Source organism: Bacillus cereus group sp. MYBK227-1, from assembly GCF_051916325.1.
GTDB lineage: Bacteria > Bacillota > Bacilli > Bacillales > Bacillaceae_G > Bacillus_A > Bacillus_A cereus.
On sequence record NZ_JBQAGK010000010.1, the window covers coordinates 87,732 to 106,593 of the forward strand.

Below are 18,862 nucleotides of genomic sequence, written 5' to 3' on the forward strand. Positions count from 1 at the left end.
AAATACTCCTTGGTTATTTTAATTGCTGAAATGCATAATGTGCCATTTTCTTCGTATCAGGATATAGTTGCGCGCGAGTAGAAGATAATACGACGTTAATGACGCGTTTACCGTCTTTTTCATCCACTGTTACGACTGTATATTTTCCGAGTGCTGATAGACCGCTTTTACTTCCAATCGCATATGGATCGTCATATAGTTCTTCTCGTCCGTAGTTTGCGATGTTTGGAGAGCGTTCTGAAGTATGTAGAGTTGTACGTGTTGAATTCATATATTCTAAAACAACTGGATACTTTAATGCTTCTTTCGTAATAATAGCAATGTCATATGGCGATACTTTATTTCCAAGTGCATCAGCACCACTTGCGTTCTTGAAAGTCGCATGCTTTGTACCGAGTTCCTTCGCTCTAGTATTCATCATTTTCACAAATTCATTTTTTGATCCTGCAATATGTTCTGCGATGGATTCAGCTATTGGATCTGCACTAATGATAAGCATCAGTTTTAATGCCTCATCACGTTTTAACTTTTCCCCAGCACGAAGTTTAATTTTCTTACTTTGACTTTCTGTTTTAATTGCGTTTTCTGTAACTGTAATTTCTTCATCTTCTTTTACATTCTCTAGTAAAAGAAGGGTTGTCATCATTTTGGCTATACTAGCCGGATAAGAGCGTTCGTCTTCGCGTTTTCCATACAAAACTTCACCTGTGTCTGCATCGATTGTAACTCCATATTGCCCAGTAATGTTAGGTTGATCAGCTCTTACAGCTTGTTGCCTTTGTGCATAAGAGAAGAAAATCATCCCTGTAAATAGTGTGGCAATCATTACAATCATAACTATTGTTCGTTTCATTATAATTCCCTCATTTGTTACAAATAAATTGGGCAGAAAAAGCAGCCATTAATCATTATGCCACGTTCTCTGCCCAAAAATATAGCGTTATTTTTCGCCCATATTATGCTTTTTATATTGTTGGTTATTACCTTGGCGTCCTTTTTCAACACCGTGGTTATGCGGACCTGCGTTTCCAGTTACACTAGCTGCACTAATTCCAGCCTTTGAAGGGTTCTTCTTAAGTTTTGCCATATATATTCCTCCAGTTTCGTCAGATTATAAAAAGGAAAAGTGCATTTAAACAAAGAAAATACACATGTATAGCATAGCCAAATAAAAGAAAAATATTTATTTCAGAAAATTTTATCAATAAATATATTGCGAAAATTTAAACAGTATCATATATTTATTAGTAGAGGCTCACTCATTGATTGCGACTTATGTCGAAAAATTGAATGAGCATTCATTCAAGAATAGGGGGAGAATTGGATGTTCCAAATTAAAAAGGCTGCTGTTCTAGGTTCAGGCGTAATGGGTTCGGGAATTGCGGCACACTTAGCTAATATTGGTATTCCGACATTATTGCTTGATATTGTACCACCTGCGCTTACGAAAGAAGAAGAAGCGAAGGGACTTACATTAGAACATAAAAGTGTGAGAAATCGTTTTAGTAATATGGCTGTGCAAAAACTATTAAAGCAAAAACCAGCTCCTCTGACAGTGAAAGGAAATTTAGCACTGATTGAAGCAGGTAATTTAGAAGATGACCTTGAGCGTCTAGCTGATGTAGATTGGATTATTGAAGTAGTAGTTGAAAACTTAGATATTAAAAAGAAACTATTTGAAAAAGTAGATGCGGTTCGTAAACCGGGTTCTATCGTAAGCTCGAATACGTCAGGTATTTCAGTTGAAAAAATGGCAGAAGGTCGTTCAGACGACTTCCAGAAACACTTCTTAGGCACACACTTTTTTAACCCACCACGATATTTAAAACTTCTAGAGGTAATACCGACGAAAGAAACAGATCCACAAGTATTAAGCTTCATGAAACTATTTGGCGAAGACGTTCTTGGAAAAGGCGTTGTTATCGCAAAAGATACACCAAACTTTATTGGAAACCGCATCGGTACGTACGGTTTACTTGTTACTCTTCAAGAGATGGTAAAACGCGGCTATAGCATTGGGGAAGTTGATTCTGTAACAGGCCCACTTATTGGTCGTCCGAAGAGCGCAACGTTCCGCACATTAGATGTTGTCGGTTTAGATACATTCGTACACGTTGCAAATAACGTATATGAAAATGTGCAAGAAGAAGAGCGTGATGTATTTAAAGTACCAGCTTTCATGCATGACATGCTTGAGAAAAAATGGCTTGGAAGTAAAACGGGTCAAGGCTTCTTCTTAAAACAAGGAAAAGAAATTTTAGAATTAAATCCTGAAACGATGGAATACGAAGCGCGTAAAAAATTAAAAGCTGCATCCGTAGAGTTAAGTAAACAAGAAAAAGGATTAGCGAATAAATTGAAAGCGCTTGTATACGCAAAAGACCGTGCAGGAGAGTTATTATGGAACATCATTACACCAACTCTTTTATACTCTGCAAAACTTCATAAAGAAATTGCTGACGATATCGTTGCAATTGATCAAGCGATGAAGTGGGGCTTCGGCTGGGAGCAAGGGCCATTTGAAGTGTGGGATGCAATCGGCGTTGAAAAATCTGTTCAAAAGATGGAAGAAAAAGGCGTAGTTGTTCCTACTTGGGTGAAAGAAATGTTAGAGAAAGGTTTCACTACTTTCTATAAACATGATAACGGCGATAGCTACTATTACGATAATGGCGAATATAAGCTAATCGAGCGTAATAAAAAAGCAATTTCTCTTAAGCAATTAAAAGCGAAAAATGGTGTATTAAAGAAAAATAGCGGAGCGAGCTTAATTGATTTAGGCGACGGCATCCTTTGCTTAGAGTTCCATTCGAAGAGCAATGCAATCGGTATGGATATTACGCAAATGATTAACTACGCTGTTGATGAAGTAGAAAAGAATTATAAAGGTCTTGTTATCGGTAACCAATCGAAGAACTTCTGCGTTGGTGCGAACCTAGCAATGATCTTAATGGAAGCACAAGACGACAACTACTTTGAAATTGAGTTAGTTGTGAAAAACTTCCAAGATGCAATGACGAAAATTAAGTACTCTTCTAAGCCAGTTGTAGCAGCACCATATGGTATGACGCTTGGCGGAGGTACAGAAGTTTGCTTACCAGCAGCGAGCATTCAAGCTTCTAGTGAAACGTATATGGGCTTAGTAGAAGTTGGTGTTGGCTTAATCCCTGGCGGAGGCGGTAATAAAGAGCTATACATTAAACACTTAAACAAAATGGCAAACGGTGTAGAGTTTGATCTGCAAAAAGTTGCAAATAAAGTGTTCGAAACAGTCGCAATGGCGAAAGTTTCAACTTCAGGACAAGAAGCAGTTTCTCATAACTTCTTAGGTGATAAAGATGGTATTAGTGTGAATGGTGATCACTTACTATACGATGCGAAACAGAAAGCACTTGCTTTATATGAAGCTGGTTACAAAGCGCCAATCCGCAAAAAGATACCAGTTGTTGGGGAAACAGGATATGCAACTCTTGCACTTGGTGCAGAAGCAATGCATTTATCTGGTTACATTTCAGAGTATGACCTTCACATTGCGAAGAAACTTGCATATGTCATTGCGGGCGGAAAAGTACCGTACGGAACAGAAGTTGATGAGCAATATTTATTAGATGTAGAACGTGAAGCATTTATTAGCTTAGTAAGTGAGATGAAATCACAAGCAAGAATGCAGCACATGCTTGTAAAAGGAAAGCCATTACGTAACTAATAACGAGGGGAGATATCGTTCATGAGAGAAGCTGTCATTGTTGCGGGAGCAAGAACACCAATTGGAAAGGCAAAGAGGGGTTCATTAAAAACAGTTCGTCCTGACGATCTAGGGGCGTTAGTAGTAAAGGAAACGTTAAAGCGTGCGAATTATGAAGGACCAATCGATGATTTAATTTTCGGTTGTGCGATGCCAGAAGCAGAGCAAGGTTTAAATATGGCTCGTAATATCGGCGGATTAGCAGGACTTTCTTACGATGTTCCAGCTATTACGATTAACCGTTACTGTTCTTCAGGTTTACAAAGTATCGCTTACGGAGCAGAGCGTATTATGCTTGGTCACTCTGAAGCTGTATTATCAGGCGGAGCAGAATCAATGAGTTTAGTTCCAATGATGGGACACGTTGTTCGTCCGAATAGTCGCCTTGTAGAAGCGGCTCCAGAATATTATATGGGTATGGGACATACAGCAGAGCAAGTTGCTGTGAAATATGGAATTTCTCGTGAAGAGCAAGATGCATTTGCAGTAAGAAGTCATCAACGTGCTGCAAAAGCATTAGCTGCAGGAAACTTTGCTGATGAAACAGTACCTGTAGATGTGACGTTACGCTCGGTTGGATCAAACAATAAACTGCAAGAAGAAACAATCACTTTCGCACAAGACGAAGGTGTAAGAGCAGAGACGACGCTAGACATTTTAGGGAAATTACGTCCAGCATTTAACGTTCGCGGTTCTGTAACAGCTGGTAACTCTTCACAAATGAGTGACGGTGCAGCATCTGTACTATTAATGGATCGCGAAAAAGCAGTGAGCGATGGCATGAAGCCACTTGCGAAATTCCGTTCATTTGCAGTAGCTGGCGTACCACCAGAAGTAATGGGAATCGGCCCAATCGCTGCAATTCCAAAAGCGCTAAAACTAGCTGGCTTAGAGCTATCTGATATTGGCTTATTTGAACTAAATGAAGCATTCGCTTCTCAATCAATTCAAGTTATTCGTGAACTTGGTTTAGATGAAGAAAAAGTAAACGTAAACGGTGGTGCAATCGCACTTGGACATCCACTTGGCTGTACAGGGGCAAAACTAACACTATCTCTTATTCACGAAATGAAACGCCGCAACGAACAATTCGGTATCGTAACAATGTGTATCGGCGGCGGAATGGGAGCAGCGGGAGTATTTGAATTACTATAAAAAGTGGAAGCGGCTCGTTCAGAATGTGAGGGGGATGGAGCTTCAGACGTAGAGGCGTTCTCTGCCTCGCAGGAAGAAGCGAAGCCACCGAACATTCTAGCCGCTGGAACTGGATTATAAAAAAGTGCAGGTGGCTCGTTTAGAACAGGAGGGCGTTGGAAGCCCTGACGAAGAGGCGCTTTTTGCCTCAAAGGAAGGGGGGAAACGACCGACTGTTTTAGCCACTGGAACTGGATTATAAAAAAAGTGGAAGCGGTTCGCTCAGAACGAGACGCTGCCAATGCAAAGAATGGAAGCAACAAAGGTTTATAAAAAAAGGGAGAGCCAGCTTCTTTCAAAAAGAGAGAAGCGGCTCATGAAAATATGAAGGAGGAAATTTTCATGGAAAAAACAGTAGGAAATGCGGTTAAAGGCGGTAGCTTTTTAGTAGATGAGATTACGATTGATCAAGTGTTTACGCCAGAAGATTTTTCATCTGAGCATAAAATGATTGCAAAAACGACAGAGGAATTTATCGTAAATGAAGTTCTTCCAGAGCTTGAATATTTAGAGCAACATGAATTTGATCGTTCAGTTCGTCTTTTAAAAGAAGCTGGGGAACTTGGTTTATTAGGCGCTGACGTACCAGAAGAGTACGGCGGAATTGGTCTTGATAAAGTAAGCTCAGCGTTAATCGCAGAGAAATTCTCTCGCGCTGGTGGCTTTGCAATTACTCACGGTGCTCACGTAGGTATCGGATCTTTACCAATCGTATTATTCGGTAACGAAGAGCAAAAGAAAAAGTATTTACCATTACTTGCAACTGGTGAAAAATTAGCTGCATACGCATTAACAGAGCCAGGTTCAGGATCTGACGCATTAGGTGCAAAAACAACTGCACGTTTAAATGCAGAAGGTACACATTACGTATTAAATGGTGAAAAACAGTGGATTACAAACTCTGCATTCGCTGACGTATTCGTTGTATATGCAAAAATCGATGGAGAGCACTTCTCAGCATTTATCGTAGAGAAAGACTACGCTGGCGTATCTACAAGCCCAGAAGAAAAGAAAATGGGTATTAAATGTTCTTCAACTCGTACGTTAATTTTAGAAGATGCGTTAGTACCGAAAGAAAACTTACTTGGTGAAATCGGTAAAGGTCATATTATCGCATTCAACATTTTAAATATCGGTCGTTATAAATTAGGTGTTGGTACAGTTGGATCTGCGAAACGTGCAGTAGAAATTTCAGCACAATATGCAAACCAACGTCAACAGTTCAAACAACCAATCGCTCGCTTCCCATTAATTCAAGAGAAACTTGCGAATATGGCAGCAAAAACATATGCAGCTGAAAGCTCTGTATATCGTACAGTAGGTTTATTCGAAAGCCGCATGAGCACATTATCTGAAGAAGAAGTAAAAGACGGTAAAGCAGTAGCAGCTTCTATCGCTGAATATGCAATCGAGTGCTCTTTAAACAAAGTATTCGGTTCTGAAGTATTAGACTATACAGTAGATGAAGGTGTTCAAATTCACGGTGGTTACGGATTTATGGCAGAGTACGAGATTGAAAGAATGTACCGTGATTCTCGTATTAACCGTATTTTCGAAGGAACGAACGAAATTAACCGCCTAATCGTACCAGGTACGTTCTTACGTAAAGCGATGAAAGGTGAATTACCACTTCTTCAAAAAGCACAAAAATTACAAGAAGAGTTAATGATGATGATGCCAGAAGAAGTAGGCGATGAGCCATTAGCACTTCAAAAGTATTTAGTAACTAATGCGAAGAAAATCGGCTTAATGGTAGCTGGATTAGCGGCTCAAAAATACGGTAAAGCATTAGATAAAGAGCAAGAAATTCTTGTGAATATCGCTGACATCGTAAGCAATCTATACGCAATGGAATCAGCTGTTCTTCGTACAGAAAAAGCGATCAAAACAACTGGTCTTGAAAAGAATAAACAAAAAGTGTTATACACTGAAGTATTCTGCCAAGAAGCATTTAACGAAATCGAAGCAGATGCGAAAGAAACACTTATCGCAGTTGAAAACGGCGACATGCTGCGCATGATGTTATCATCATTACGTAAATTAACTCGCCACACACCACTTAACGTAATTCCGAAGAAACGTGAAATCGCTGCGAAAATTTTAGAAGATGAGCGTTACACAGTTTAATATCTTTAAAGAACAGTAGTCGTTTATACGGCTACTGTTCTTTTTTTGAAAAAAAATTTTTTTAGTGACATAAAACTAATACCATTAGTATAATAAAGCTAATACCATTAGTATAATAAAACTAATGGTATTAGCTTTCGTGAAAAGGGAGATGGGACTATGAGGATGATACATGAAAAAACGGTATATCAATTGTCATTTTTGCCAAGAGCGTTTCCTGTAAATTGTTACTTTGTAGAGGAAGATGATGGTTTAACTTTAATTGACGCGGCTTTGCCATATAGCGCAAAAGGTATTTTACAGGTGGCTGAGAAAATAGGAAAACCAATTACTAAGATTGTATTAACACATGCGCATGATGATCACATCGGTGCATTAGATGCATTAAAGGAAGTACTTCCTCATGTTCCAGTCTATATTTCTAAGCGGGACGCAAAGCTGTTAGAAGGAGATATGACGTTACAAAAGGATGAACCGAATATACCGATAAAAGGCGGTGTACCTGAAAAATTAAAAACGGTACCTGATATTTTATTAGAAGATGGCGACCGAGTTGGATCGCTTCTTGCGATTATGACACCGGGACATACGCCAGGCTCCATGTCGTTTCTTGATGTAAGAAATAAAGCTCTTATTGTCGGAGATGCATTCCAAACAAGAGGAGGTATGGCTGTTTCAGGACAAATGAAATTTTGGTTTCCGTTTCCGGCGATGGCAACGTGGAGCAAAGAAATATCATTACAAAGTGCAGAGAAGTTAAGAGAATATGAGCCTTCCTTGCTTGCGGCAGGACATGGAAAAATGATAAACGATCCAGTGGCTTTCATAGAGCTTGCTATTAAAGAAGCGAAGCGGAATATAGAAAGTAGAAAAGAGGGTTAATTGATGTCACCGAGAATCGGACTTACATTACAAAAAATTGTAGAAACAGCAGCAGAAATTGCAGATGCAAATGGAGTACAAGAAGTAACGTTAGCTTCATTAGCGCAAACGTTAGGGGTACGTTCGCCCTCACTATATAATCATGTAAAAGGGTTACAAGATGTACGGAAAAATCTTGGCATTTACGGAATCAAAAAGCTGCATAACAGACTGGAAGAAGCTGCCGAGGATAAACGGATGGATGAAGCAATTCATGCTTTAGGAGAAGCGTATGTAGCATTTGTCCGAAAACATCCTGGACTATATGAAGCAACTTTTTTACGAGATGAAGAAGTAAGAAAAGCAGGTGACGGAATTGTAAAGCTTTGTCTTCAGGTTTTACAACAGTATGGCTTAGAAGGAGAGAATGCACTTCATGCGACACGCGGATTCAGAAGTATTTGTCATGGATTTGCTTCGATTGAACAGCAAGGCGGATTTGGTTTGCCGTTAGATTTAGATATAAGTTTACATGTATTGTTGGAAACGTTTATTAAAGGGTTACGTGAATAAGAAGCGAGGCAAACAAAAACCTTAGAAGTGATTCTAAGGTTTTTTAGTGCATATGATTCGAAAAAAGCGGTAGGCTTTTTCTCATTACAGGATATTATTTAGCAGGTTTGAAAAATGTGTATATGGCTACGGAAAGGCAAACGAAAATAAATGCAATAGGATCTTGATATGGATTAGGCTCAGAGCCCTTCTGGATTTCTGTAAGGAAGTCATGTGTTTTCATGTTTATTGCTCCTTTAACTAATAAGTTTTATATGATGAGAGGATTATGGTGGATAGGAAGTATTTTTGAAATTTCATATAATAATTATTGCATAGTAATCCTATTCCTAAAACTATAAAATATAAAGTTTTCATGATATGTAAAATTGCATATTATTCTTTTTGAAAAAAATTGTTATATTATCTATATATTTGTATTAAATAATTTTTGTTAAGGTAATGAAAACAAATGGAGGAATAGTATGAGAAAAACAGTATTAGACGCGTATAATGCAGAAAGAGAAGTAGATAACATAACATATAAAAATCTAGTTGTAACGATTGCAAGCATTCTAGGGTTCTCACTCTTAGGGGGATTATTCCTTGCTTTAGCCCTTGGAATTTTTGAAGAAGAGGTATTACGTGCTAATTTAGAGGGATATTATTTACTTCTATTTGATACAGCTGTTGTTACTATTGTTTTATTTGCTTATAAACCAGTGCTTCATTTTATTAAGAACATATGGGATGTATCTGTTTTAAAAAATGGGAAAACCTACTTGTATTTATTAATAGGTTTTATCATCATTGCATTAACTCAGTATGTAATGTTAGAGTTGTTTAGCTTTGAAAGTGCAGGGCAGCAGCGAGATCAATTAGGGAGCTTAGGACTTCAAAATAGTCTACAAAGTATTATATATGTGTTAAGTGTTGCTATAATTACACCAATTAAAGAAGAAATTTTATATAGAGGTATTTTGTATCGATTTTTTGAAAAGAAATATAGTTTTCTAGTTGGTATCATTATTTCTTCCTTCATCTTTGGGATTCTTCATGGTGGTTTTCCGGTTACGGCAATGATTATGGGGATTGTATTTGCTATGTTATACAAAAAGACGCAATCTATTATACCTAGTATTATTTTACACATTATATGGAACTTACTTGTGAGTATGAGTATGATTGTATCTCTATAAAAATAAATACATAACCAGTATAAAAGATGAATGGCTTAGCTATTCATCTTTTATTTTTTTATATGTGGGAAAAGTTGATGAATACAATCCAAAAAGAACCAAATACTAATGATGAATGAACAAAGAAAGGCGGGTATGTTATATGCAAAACTTAACAGAGCTTGAAGTAGAAAACTTACGTCATTTAATTGGTGGACACGCAACAATTATTAACAAGTTGGAGCAGTATGCACAGACGTGTACAGATCCACAACTGAAACAAATGCTACAAAAAGATGCGCAAGATGCACGAAATACGAAACAGCAATTAATGACTTTCCTAGGATAGGAGGAAGCGGAAAATGAATGAAAAAGATATGGTAAATGATTATTTAGCAGGATTAAATGCAAGTTTAACAAGCTATGCAAATTATATTGCTCAGTCTGATAATGAACAGTTACATCAAACGTTAATTCAAATTCGTAATCAAGACGAGGCGCGCCAACGTAATATGTATGAGTATGCAAAGCAAAAGAGTTATTACAAACCGGCAGCACCTGCTAATCCAATGATTGTACAGCAATTAAAAAGTCAATTAAGTGCGGAATAACAGGAAAAAGAAGACGAGCGAATTTATTCGCTCGTTTTCTTTTTGTATATGTCAATAAATACATAATAAATATTTTTCCAGTTGTAACAAATATGACGAAAATGGAATATGACAATTCACAAAAAGGACAAAAACTTTGTTCAACATTTCACAAAGTATCCATGGTTTCTATCGTGGGAACCTCTATAATTAAGAATGTAAAGAACAAAAGAAATAGATTATATGATCAATTAGGAGAGATTGCTATGAAAAGACATACAAGAAAAATTGCAATTATCGGTACTGGATTAGTTGGATCAAGTTGTGCGTATTCCATTGTAAATCAAGGGATTTGCGAAGAGCTATTATTAATTGATATAAATCATGAACGTGCAGTTGGGGAAGCAATGGATTTATCACATTGCATTAACTTTACAAATACAAGAACAAAAGTATATGCAGGAAGCTATGAAGACTGCAAAGATATGGACATTGTCATTATTACAGCAGGGCCAGCACCAAAACCAGGGCAAAGTCGCTTAGATACTTTAGGAGCGAGTGCGAAGATTATGGAAAGTGTTGTTGGTGGTGTAATGGCAAGTGGATTTGATGGTATTTTCTTACTTGCATCGAACCCAGTTGATATTATTACATATGAAGTGTGGAAATTATCTGGATTACCTAGAAATCGCGTAATCGGTACTGGTACATCACTAGATTCTTCTCGCTTAAGAACAATTTTATCTGAAATGCTACATGTAGATCCTCGTAGTATTCATGGGTATTCATTAGGAGAACATGGTGATTCTCAAATGGTTGCTTGGTCTCATGTAACTGTTGGTGGAAAGCCAATTCTGCAAATTTTAGAAGAACAAAAAGAGCGATTTGGTGAAATAGATTTAGATGAAATTGTTGAGAAGACTGCAAAAGCTGGCTGGGAAATTTATAAACGTAAAGGAACTACTTATTACGGGATTGGAAATTCTCTAGCATATATTGCGAGTTCAATCTTTAATGATGATCACCGTGTCATTGCTGTATCAGCCATTTTAGATGGTGAGTACGGTGAATATGATATTTGTACAGGGGTACCAGCTATTATTACTAGAGACGGTATAAGAGAAGTTGTAGAACTCAATTTAACAGAGGATGAAGAATCTCGATTCGCAAAATCAAACGATATTTTACGTGATTATATGAAAACAATTGGTTACTAACTTATAGGAGAAGGTGAAACAAATGAAGGAATATATAATGTCTCGTGTATTTAAAGCATCTGCTGGAATCGCACAAGGTATTTTCGTATCCCTCGGAATTGGTTTACTGATCGAAAATATAGGAAGAATTGTTGATATACCATTACTTATTACAATCGGAGTTGTTGCAAAATCACTAATGGCACCGGCAATTGGTGCTGGAATTGCTTTTATGCTCGGTGCAAACGGTCTTGTAATCTTCTCGGCGATGGTAGCCGGAGCGATTGGTGCCGGATCCATTTCGATTACTGAAGCTGGTCTAATTATTAAAACAGGTGAGCCAATCGGTGCATTATTAACAGCAACTTTAGCTGTATATATTGGTAAACGTTTAAGCGGAAAAACTGCGTTAGATATGATGCTCGTTCCATTTGCGGCCATATTAGGTTCTGGTTTAGTAGGCATTTGGTTATCTCATAATATTACTCCTGTTTTAAATGCAGTTGGAGCGTTTATTAAAGATAGCTCAGCTGGTAGCCCATTCATCGCTTCTATCGTCATTGCAGTAGTTTGGGGACTATTACTTATCTCTCCAGCTTCATCAGCTGCGTTAGCAATTGCACTTAGCTTAGACGGTGTTGCAGGTGGTGCTGCTCTTGCTGGATGCGTTGCTCAGTTTATCGGATTCTCTGTCATCTCAGCAAAAGAAAACAATTTAGGTGGCATATTAGCTCAAGCACTTTGTACTCCGAAAGTACAGTTACCAAATATCACTAAAAATCCAATGATTCTCGTCCCAACTGTCGTCGCCAGTGCTATAGTCGGTCCAGTATCAGCATTAATTTTCCAACTGGAAGCAGGAAAGGAAATTGCAGGTCTTGGATTAAGTTCTCTTATCGCACCAATTAATTTAATTTCCAGCCAAGGATGGGAAGTTCTCCCGGCGATGGTAATTACTTATATCGTCATTCCAGTAGCTGTTTCTTATATACTTTACATTGCTCTTAAAAAAGCAGGTCGTATTCATTCTGGTGATATGACTGTACCGCAATCTTAAATTGAAAATCTCCTTAATAATAGATAAAAGCAGACTGAAGCCACAGTCTGCTTTTTTGTCATGCTACATTCTATGATTTTGTTTTACTGGAACTCTTATTGGTTCTTTGGCCAATAAGAGCTGAACGCCGAAGTAAAGTATGCTTGCAAGCGTCATTCCAGAAACGGCATCTACAAAGGCATGCTGCTTCGTAAATAGCGTTGATAAAATAATAAGTGTACCGAAGAAAGTAAGGATGTAATATTCAAAAACATGCTGTTCTCTACGCTTAAAGGCAGCTAACATAATTACAAATGTAGTAAGAACGTGAATGCTAGGGAAACAGTTTACTGGCTGGTCGATACTATAAATATAGCGAACTAGTTCAGAAAATACATCTGTTCCAACGACAGTCGGACGTGGTACAGTTGTTTGCCAAAAATAATAAATAGAAAAACAAGCAAGCTTTCCAAAAATAACACTACTTAAAGTAACATAATATTGCTTTCGGTCAGCAAAACAGTAATAAATAAGTGCGCCGTATAAGTATGGAAACCAAAGTAAATAAGGAATAATAAATGCTTTTACAAATGGAATCCAATCATCTACTACAGTTGTAACGTCTACTGCGTGAACAGTCGATTTATTTAATACGTCGTAAAGGGGACTTACGAGCACGAGTAGAAGTATATAACTTAACGGAAGAAAAGATGAAAGTTTAAATTTCTTCATGTTGATCTCCTATGTTTAGTAATGTAAGTAAATTCAATTGATTATAATATAGAAACGTGAATTGGGCTATCGATTTTACTTACATTTTCTTGAATTAACCTTACGTTTTTGTCACTTGACTAAAAAGAAGGGGAGGGTGCTAAATGAAGCGTTTATCGTATTTCTTATTTTTTATATTGATATGCCTAGTCGGTGCTGGGTGTGCAAAGGATAAAGAAGGAGAGAAATTAGAATATAACGGAAGAGCACTCGTAATTGGAGTTGTTGGAGAAAAACCGAAAGATACGTTTAGGAATATAAAGTTTGAGGAAATGAAGTTAGAGGAACTGGAAAAGAAATCTAAGGAAGTAGATGGTTTTCTAATAATGAAAGATCACTTTCAAGAAGCCTCAACAGAGCAATATAAAAATGTATTTTCATCACTAAAGAAACCAGTGTTTTTTATCGGTTTACAAGATAAATCATATTCGATTTTTATTACAAAAGGGATAGAGTATAACAGTGCCCGAAAAGATGTAAATGCTATGTATACGCAAGGGTTTGCGAATATCGGAAGTGGTGAAGGACAACAATGGGCAGTTGGTTTATCGAATGGTGGAAATACAGAAGAAAGTATTCATAATATGTATATCGTCGTATTTCAAACAATTGCAGATTATTTAAATAGATAATGAAGGAGCCTGCAAAAGAGGCTTCTTATTTTTTTATCAAACGTTTGTTTAAGCTGTATGTTCGGTAGGAAGAAACCGATGTAACTCAAGGGTTAACAAAGAAAAATAGAGAATTAATCAAACGTTTGTTTAAGCTGTATGTTCGGTAGAAAGAAACTCCTGTAGTTCAAAGGTTAAGAAAGAAAATGGAGAATTAATCAAACGCTTGTTTAAGATATATGTTTGGTGCAGAATCTAAAAAATTTATATATTTATTTTTTTCTTAACAAATGGCGGAAAAATAAGAAAAATTCGCAGGATTATTAAAAATTATCACGAAATAAGTAAAAGTTTAGCGAATAATGGTTTGAAATAATAAAACGTTTTCTATATGATAAAGGTAAAGGTTAGTAAAAAAGTAGGTGAATTTATGACAGTAACATTTTATTCATATCCAAAGTGTGGCACATGTCAAAAGGCAAAGAAATGGTTTGAGGCAAACGATGTAGCATATGAGATGATTCATATTGTTGAAAATCCACCATCAAAAGAAGATTTACGTAATTTACATGAAAAAAGTGAATTACCATTAAAAAAATTCTTTAATACAAGTGGAATGCGTTACCGTGAACTTGGTCTAAAAGATAAGTTGAAAGATGCAAGCGAAGACGAAATGTATGAGCTTTTAGCATCTGATGGCATGTTGATTAAACGTCCAATTGTAACAGATGGAACGAATGTAACACTTGGTTTTAACGAAGAGCAGTTTGAAAGTGTGTGGAAAAAGTACCAATAAGGTATTTTTACATAATTAATACATTCACTGGAGGTACAGTCATGAGCATTCCAAATAATTTACGTTACTCTGAAGAACACGAATGGGTAAAAACTGAAGGTAATGAAGTTGTTATCGGTATCACTCACTTTGCACAAGGTGAGCTAGGCGATATCGTATTCGTTGAACTTCCTGAAGTAGGTGCAACAATCGAAGCTAACGAGCCATTCGGAAGCGTAGAATCTGTTAAAACAGTTTCTGAGTTATACGCACCTGTAAGCGGTAAAGTTGTAGCAGTAAACGAAGAATTAAGTGACCAACCAGAACTTGTTAACGAATCTCCATACGAGGGTGCATGGATGGTTAAAGTTGAACTTTCTGATGCAAGCCAAGTTGAGAAGTTATTAACTGCAGAAAAATATGCAGAAATGACAAACCAAGACTAATTATAGTCGACTAAAGGACAGCCTTTGTGCTGTCCTTTTTTATTTTTTGTGAAATAATGAAATTCAAGTTATATGTAAATAAATAAGCTATTATGAGAAAAACTGTTTTTTGGTAAGGTTTCATAAGTCTTCACAATCTAAACGAGCCGCTTGCGCTTTTCATTGTCTAGCTCCAGCGGCTAGATTGTTCGGTGGCTTCGCTTCTTCCTGCAAGGCCAAAAGCGCCTTTACGTCAGAAGCTCCATCCCCCCTCACAATCTAAACGAGCCGCTTGCGCTTTTCTTTTGCAAAAATAAACAGGAAACAACATGAAAATAACGAATATACTATATACTAAGTTCAAGGTTATATAGTATATGGTGATCGGGTGATGACATATGATTTATGTAGAAAAAGTCATTATTGTAGAAGGTACATCAGATAGAAGAAAGATTGAATCTATTATTCGTGAACCGGTGGAAATTGTTTGTACAAATGGTACAATTGGTTTGTCGAAAATGGATGAGCTCGTTGATCAGTTTTTTGATAAGGAAGTGTATGTGCTAGTGGATGCTGATGATGCTGGAGAAAAGTTAAGAAAACAATTTCGAAAAGAATTCCCGCAAGCCGAGCATATCTATATTGATCGCTCGTACCGAGAAGTGGCAACTGCGCCATCTACACACTTAGCAAATGTATTATGGGGAGCCGACATTGACGTTTATACAGAATATTTACGGTAAGGAATGATAGAAGTGATTGATTGGACAGGAGCCGAAGCTACAGCCCTAATAGAGAACGAAGAAAAAACAGTATTATATGTATATACTCCAATGTGTGGAACATGCCAATTAGCAAAAAAGATGTTAACGGTGGTTGAGATGACAATTGAAGATTTGAAAATTGGGATGTTAGATTTAAATTATGCTCCGCATTTAGCAAAAGAGTATGGGATTGAAAGTGTACCTTGTTTACTTGTTTTTGAAAATGGGACACTGATGAAGAAGATATACGCATTTCATTCGGTTGAATATTTATATACGGAATTAAAGTAGGCGGCAAAAATTTTGCCGCCTCGACATATTTCTTGGGAAATATGTCGAGATGCAGGATGGATACAGTATTTGTCGAGCGAAAATAACAGGATTGCTCTTTAGTGAGAGGGAATGGTATGTAATAGAAAGTGATATGAAGGATGTGATTTAGGGTGAGATTATATTCTTTGCTTCAATCATTTGTAAATTACGCTAATGGTCAATATCATTTAGAACCGCTTTTAAGACAAGAAGAAAAAACTGTTAATTTTCGCTTTGGAGATGAAAGTTGTTCGTTACAAATTTCAAGAGATTATATAGAGTTGGTACATGAGGAAAGAGGAACGGAACAAATCATTTGCTTAGATGAAAAGGATATAGAACAATTGGTGAATGGAAATGTACGATTGCAAATGCTAATGAATGATGGACGTGTAAAATATTCGGGAACGTACCGAACGATGTTATTAGTGGAATCGATGTTTCATATATGTAAACCGATGTCAGTAGGTGCTTAAAATTCTGAAGTTTCATTTTTTGCGAAAATTTCTGTTGACATGGTGAGTGTATATTGATACAATTCAAGTCATAAAATATAGACAATTTCATAAATTTCAAATCAGACGAAAATTGAATCTGATTTCTCTTATCAAGAGAGGTGGAGGGACTGTGCCCTGTGAAGCCCGGCAACCGTCAACTTATGTTGAAATGGTGCCAATTCCTGCAAAGCAAATGCTTTGAGAGATGAGAGAGAGGGATAATGTTGTTATATACGCATAAAAACCTTTCTGCTTCTCTAAAGCAGAAAGGTTTTTTTATTGTTTGAATGTGGAGGACATTCAAATAATAAAAGTAATGATAACAGTGGACTACACGCATTAAAAATAAAAAATTGCGGAGTCGACCTAAAATCTTTATGAAATCTAGCTCCAGCGGCTAGAACAGTCGGTCGTTTCATCCCTTCCTATGAGGCAAAAAGCGCCTCTACGTCAGGGATTCAAACGCCCTCTTGTTCTAAACGAGCCGCTTGCGCTTTTTATTTAAAAAAGGGGTGATACACCATGATTCTATTAGAGAATGTAAAGAAAATATATAAAGCAAAAAGCGGTGATGTCACTGCTGTAGATAATGCCAATTTAAAAATAGATAAAGGTGAAATATTTGGTGTTATCGGATATAGTGGCGCTGGAAAAAGTTCTTTAATTAGATTGTTCAATCAGTTGGAGAAACCAACTTCTGGCCAAATTACAATTGCAAATCGTGTCATTTCAGCAATTACAGGAAGCGAACTTCGTAAGGCAAGGCAAGAAATCGGAATGATTTTTCAGCACTTCAACTTACTTTGGTCACGAACAGTACGTGAAAATATAGAGTTTCCACTTGAAATTGCAGGTGTTGATAAAGCGAAGAGAAGAAAACGTGTTGATGAATTAATTCATCTTGTTGGATTAGAAGGAAGAGGAGACGCGTACCCATCTCAGCTGAGCGGGGGACAAAAGCAACGCGTCGGGATTGCAAGAGCATTAGCTAATAATCCACAAGTGCTTTTATGTGACGAAGCAACGTCAGCTCTTGATCCGGAAACGACAGATCAAATTTTGGATTTACTATTAGACATTAATAAGCGCCTTGGTTTAACAATTGTACTCATTACACATGAGATGCACGTAATTCGAAAGATTTGTAATCGTGTTGCGGTAATGGAGAAAGGAAAGATTGTAGAAACAGGTCCAGTACTTGATGTATTCCGTAATCCGAAGCAAGATATTACGAAACGATTTGTACAGCAGTTAACGGATTCTGAAGATACAAATGAAACGATTGAAAGTTTAATTGAAAAATATCCAGATGGAAAAGTAATTCGTTTGCAGTTTATCGGTGAGGCTGTAGAAAGACCAGTGCTTCAACGATTGATGCAACGCAGTGACATAGAAGTTAGCATTTTGCAAGGAAATATCGCACAAACGAATAACGGTTCTTACGGTAGTTTAGTTGTTCATTTAAATGGTGAGGAAACAGCGATCCAGCAAGCAATAGAAGGAATTCATCAAGATCAAGTAGAGCTGGAGGTGATTGCACATGGATAAGTTACTTGCAAATGTTGATTGGAATCAAATGTTAGAAGCAACTGGTGAAACGTTATATATGACGGCAATCGCAGCTCTTGCGACATTTGTTTTAGGACTCATTTTAGGATTGTTACTCTTCATGACAGCAAAAGATAATTTATGGGAAAACAAATCAATTAATACGGTGATTGGAGCATTCGTAAATATATTCCGTTCTATACCATTCATCATTTTAATTATTTTATTAATCCCATTCACAAAGATTCTTCTTGGAACAATTCTTGGAGCAAGTGCAGCTTTGCCGGCTTTAATTATTGGAGCAGCACCATTCTACGCGAGAATGGTTGAAATCGCACTTCGCGAAATTGATAAAGGTGTAATTGAAGCTTCAAAAGCAATGGGAGCAAAAACAAGCACAATTATTTTGAAAGTGTTAATTCCAGAATCGTTACCAGCATTAGTATCTGGTATTACGGTTACGACAATTGCTTTAGTAGGCTATACAGCAATGGCAGGAGTTGTTGGTGCTGGTGGCCTTGGAACACTTGCTTACTTAGAAGGATTCCAAAGAGGGAATAACGATGTAACAATCGTTGCGACAATTTGTGTATTACTAGTTGTATTTTTAATTCAGTGGATTGGTGATAGTTTAACGACTCGAATAGATAAACGATAATGAAAAACGGGAGGATGTTTCA

At 37.0% G+C, this 18,862-nt stretch carries 21 protein-coding genes and 1 riboswitch; of the genes, 18 read left to right on the top strand and 3 right to left on the bottom strand.

All coding sequences use genetic code 11. The annotated features are described in order from the left end of the window. Positions 1-13: 13 nt before the first annotated feature. Both ACTFRM_RS27745 and ACTFRM_RS27750 read right to left on the bottom strand, forming a co-directional pair. On the bottom strand, positions 14-853 hold the full coding sequence (locus tag ACTFRM_RS27745) for a D-alanyl-D-alanine carboxypeptidase family protein (protein ID WP_000831463.1): 840 nt from the start codon (positions 851-853) through the stop codon (positions 14-16). A gap of 87 nt (positions 854-940) precedes the next feature. Then, a complete protein-coding gene (locus ACTFRM_RS27750) occupies positions 941-1,087 on the bottom strand; it encodes a YuzL family protein (protein WP_001096344.1) in 147 nt (48 codons plus the stop codon). A 237-nt stretch (positions 1,088-1,324) separates the two neighbouring features. Here ACTFRM_RS27750 and ACTFRM_RS27755 point away from each other — a divergent pair, with 237 nt between their 5' ends. The 10 genes from ACTFRM_RS27755 to ACTFRM_RS27800 all read left to right on the top strand — a co-directional run bounded on the left by ACTFRM_RS27755 (position 1,325) and on the right by ACTFRM_RS27800 (position 12,500). Next, positions 1,325-3,706 carry a 3-hydroxyacyl-CoA dehydrogenase/enoyl-CoA hydratase family protein gene (locus ACTFRM_RS27755; protein ID WP_075676795.1) on the top strand — a complete coding sequence of 794 codons (2,382 nt, stop codon included), beginning with the start codon at positions 1,325-1,327 and terminating at the stop codon, positions 3,704-3,706. 21 nt (positions 3,707-3,727) lie between these two features. After that, positions 3,728-4,900 carry an acetyl-CoA C-acetyltransferase gene (locus tag ACTFRM_RS27760; protein WP_001206324.1) on the top strand — a complete coding sequence of 391 codons (1,173 nt, stop codon included), beginning with the start codon at positions 3,728-3,730 and terminating at the stop codon, positions 4,898-4,900. A gap of 381 nt (positions 4,901-5,281) precedes the next feature. Continuing rightward, a complete protein-coding gene (locus ACTFRM_RS27765; protein ID WP_440043793.1) occupies positions 5,282-7,066 on the top strand; it encodes an acyl-CoA dehydrogenase family protein in 1,785 nt (594 codons plus the stop codon). Positions 7,067-7,225: 159 nt separating this feature from the next. Further along, positions 7,226-7,948, top strand: coding sequence for an MBL fold metallo-hydrolase (locus ACTFRM_RS27770; RefSeq protein WP_440043794.1), 723 nt, complete (start codon positions 7,226-7,228; stop codon positions 7,946-7,948). A 3-nt stretch (positions 7,949-7,951) separates the two neighbouring features. Continuing rightward, a complete protein-coding gene (locus ACTFRM_RS27775) occupies positions 7,952-8,500 on the top strand; it encodes a TetR/AcrR family transcriptional regulator (protein ID WP_000074925.1) in 549 nt (182 codons plus the stop codon). A 464-nt stretch (positions 8,501-8,964) separates the two neighbouring features. Next, entirely contained in the window at positions 8,965-9,678 is a 714-nt protein-coding gene (locus ACTFRM_RS27780) for a lysostaphin resistance A-like protein (RefSeq protein WP_440043795.1), read from the top strand. 142 nt (positions 9,679-9,820) lie between these two features. Beyond that, positions 9,821-10,006, top strand: coding sequence for a hypothetical protein (locus ACTFRM_RS27785; RefSeq protein ID WP_001180555.1), 186 nt, complete (start codon positions 9,821-9,823; stop codon positions 10,004-10,006). Positions 10,007-10,019: 13 nt separating this feature from the next. Further along, entirely contained in the window at positions 10,020-10,268 is a 249-nt protein-coding gene (locus tag ACTFRM_RS27790) for a spore coat protein (RefSeq protein WP_001002981.1), read from the top strand. Between the two features lie 245 nt (positions 10,269-10,513). Next, on the top strand, positions 10,514-11,464 hold the full coding sequence (locus tag ACTFRM_RS27795; protein WP_000820648.1) for an L-lactate dehydrogenase: 951 nt from the start codon (positions 10,514-10,516) through the stop codon (positions 11,462-11,464). 22 nt (positions 11,465-11,486) lie between these two features. Continuing rightward, the gene (locus ACTFRM_RS27800; protein ID WP_000666172.1) at positions 11,487-12,500 is read left to right on the top strand and encodes a PTS transporter subunit IIC; all 1,014 of its coding nucleotides are present in this window, start codon (positions 11,487-11,489) and stop codon (positions 12,498-12,500) included. Between the two features lie 63 nt (positions 12,501-12,563). On the opposite strand, the gene ACTFRM_RS27805 is transcribed toward ACTFRM_RS27800, so the two are convergent. Beyond that, positions 12,564-13,211 carry a phosphatase PAP2 family protein gene (locus tag ACTFRM_RS27805; RefSeq protein ID WP_000713775.1) on the bottom strand — a complete coding sequence of 216 codons (648 nt, stop codon included), beginning with the start codon at positions 13,209-13,211 and terminating at the stop codon, positions 12,564-12,566. A 143-nt stretch (positions 13,212-13,354) separates the two neighbouring features. Between ACTFRM_RS27805 and ACTFRM_RS27810 the strand changes: the two genes are divergently transcribed. The 8 genes from ACTFRM_RS27810 (at position 13,355) to ACTFRM_RS27845 (ending at position 18,840) form a co-directional block, all read left to right on the top strand. Then, positions 13,355-13,882: a hypothetical protein gene (locus tag ACTFRM_RS27810; protein ID WP_000826874.1), complete on the top strand. Its 528-nt coding sequence runs from the start codon at positions 13,355-13,357 to the stop codon at positions 13,880-13,882. 409 nt (positions 13,883-14,291) lie between these two features. Continuing rightward, positions 14,292-14,657: an arsenate reductase family protein gene (locus ACTFRM_RS27815; protein WP_000218968.1), complete on the top strand. Its 366-nt coding sequence runs from the start codon at positions 14,292-14,294 to the stop codon at positions 14,655-14,657. A 41-nt stretch (positions 14,658-14,698) separates the two neighbouring features. Further along, a complete protein-coding gene (gcvH, locus tag ACTFRM_RS27820; protein WP_000026897.1) occupies positions 14,699-15,082 on the top strand; it encodes a glycine cleavage system protein GcvH in 384 nt (127 codons plus the stop codon). Between the two features lie 377 nt (positions 15,083-15,459). Next, positions 15,460-15,804 carry a toprim domain-containing protein gene (locus ACTFRM_RS27825; protein WP_000640870.1) on the top strand — a complete coding sequence of 115 codons (345 nt, stop codon included), beginning with the start codon at positions 15,460-15,462 and terminating at the stop codon, positions 15,802-15,804. A gap of 3 nt (positions 15,805-15,807) precedes the next feature. Then, complete coding sequence (locus ACTFRM_RS27830) at positions 15,808-16,116, top strand: thioredoxin family protein (RefSeq protein WP_002008881.1); 309 nt, start codon at positions 15,808-15,810, stop codon at positions 16,114-16,116. A 152-nt stretch (positions 16,117-16,268) separates the two neighbouring features. Beyond that, the gene (locus tag ACTFRM_RS27835; RefSeq protein WP_440043796.1) at positions 16,269-16,613 is read left to right on the top strand and encodes a hypothetical protein; all 345 of its coding nucleotides are present in this window, start codon (positions 16,269-16,271) and stop codon (positions 16,611-16,613) included. Positions 16,614-16,738: 125 nt separating this feature from the next. After that, positions 16,739-16,846, top strand: a riboswitch (SAM riboswitch). Positions 16,847-17,156: 310 nt separating this feature from the next. Next, complete coding sequence (locus tag ACTFRM_RS27840) at positions 17,157-18,182, top strand: methionine ABC transporter ATP-binding protein (protein ID WP_000601754.1); 1,026 nt, start codon at positions 17,157-17,159, stop codon at positions 18,180-18,182. Further along, positions 18,175-18,840 (top strand): methionine ABC transporter permease, encoded by a 666-nt coding sequence (locus ACTFRM_RS27845; protein ID WP_000359401.1) that lies wholly within the window; start codon positions 18,175-18,177, stop codon positions 18,838-18,840. Before ACTFRM_RS27840 ends, ACTFRM_RS27845 begins: the two co-directional genes overlap by 8 nt. Positions 18,841-18,862 lie beyond the last annotated feature (22 nt).

What these genes read in the sequence shown, in the direction of transcription:
- ACTFRM_RS27745 (WP_000831463.1), bottom strand. Translation starts at nt 853, where the DNA reads ATGAAACGAACAATAGTTATGATTGTAATGATTGCCACACTATTTACA.
- ACTFRM_RS27750 (WP_001096344.1), bottom strand. Translation starts at nt 1,087, where the DNA reads ATGGCAAAACTTAAGAAGAACCCTTCAAAGGCTGGAATTAGTGCAGCT.
- ACTFRM_RS27755 (WP_075676795.1), top strand. Translation starts at nt 1,325, where the DNA reads ATGTTCCAAATTAAAAAGGCTGCTGTTCTAGGTTCAGGCGTAATGGGT.
- ACTFRM_RS27760 (WP_001206324.1), top strand. Translation starts at nt 3,728, where the DNA reads ATGAGAGAAGCTGTCATTGTTGCGGGAGCAAGAACACCAATTGGAAAG.
- ACTFRM_RS27765 (WP_440043793.1), top strand. Translation starts at nt 5,282, where the DNA reads ATGGAAAAAACAGTAGGAAATGCGGTTAAAGGCGGTAGCTTTTTAGTA.
- ACTFRM_RS27770 (WP_440043794.1), top strand. Translation starts at nt 7,226, where the DNA reads ATGAGGATGATACATGAAAAAACGGTATATCAATTGTCATTTTTGCCA.
- ACTFRM_RS27775 (WP_000074925.1), top strand. Translation starts at nt 7,952, where the DNA reads ATGTCACCGAGAATCGGACTTACATTACAAAAAATTGTAGAAACAGCA.
- ACTFRM_RS27780 (WP_440043795.1), top strand. Translation starts at nt 8,965, where the DNA reads ATGAGAAAAACAGTATTAGACGCGTATAATGCAGAAAGAGAAGTAGAT.
- ACTFRM_RS27785 (WP_001180555.1), top strand. Translation starts at nt 9,821, where the DNA reads ATGCAAAACTTAACAGAGCTTGAAGTAGAAAACTTACGTCATTTAATT.
- ACTFRM_RS27790 (WP_001002981.1), top strand. Translation starts at nt 10,020, where the DNA reads ATGAATGAAAAAGATATGGTAAATGATTATTTAGCAGGATTAAATGCA.
- ACTFRM_RS27795 (WP_000820648.1), top strand. Translation starts at nt 10,514, where the DNA reads ATGAAAAGACATACAAGAAAAATTGCAATTATCGGTACTGGATTAGTT.
- ACTFRM_RS27800 (WP_000666172.1), top strand. Translation starts at nt 11,487, where the DNA reads ATGAAGGAATATATAATGTCTCGTGTATTTAAAGCATCTGCTGGAATC.
- ACTFRM_RS27805 (WP_000713775.1), bottom strand. Translation starts at nt 13,211, where the DNA reads ATGAAGAAATTTAAACTTTCATCTTTTCTTCCGTTAAGTTATATACTT.
- ACTFRM_RS27810 (WP_000826874.1), top strand. Translation starts at nt 13,355, where the DNA reads ATGAAGCGTTTATCGTATTTCTTATTTTTTATATTGATATGCCTAGTC.
- ACTFRM_RS27815 (WP_000218968.1), top strand. Translation starts at nt 14,292, where the DNA reads ATGACAGTAACATTTTATTCATATCCAAAGTGTGGCACATGTCAAAAG.
- gcvH (WP_000026897.1), top strand. Translation starts at nt 14,699, where the DNA reads ATGAGCATTCCAAATAATTTACGTTACTCTGAAGAACACGAATGGGTA.
- ACTFRM_RS27825 (WP_000640870.1), top strand. Translation starts at nt 15,460, where the DNA reads ATGATTTATGTAGAAAAAGTCATTATTGTAGAAGGTACATCAGATAGA.
- ACTFRM_RS27830 (WP_002008881.1), top strand. Translation starts at nt 15,808, where the DNA reads ATGATAGAAGTGATTGATTGGACAGGAGCCGAAGCTACAGCCCTAATA.
- ACTFRM_RS27840 (WP_000601754.1), top strand. Translation starts at nt 17,157, where the DNA reads ATGATTCTATTAGAGAATGTAAAGAAAATATATAAAGCAAAAAGCGGT.
- ACTFRM_RS27845 (WP_000359401.1), top strand. Translation starts at nt 18,175, where the DNA reads ATGGATAAGTTACTTGCAAATGTTGATTGGAATCAAATGTTAGAAGCA.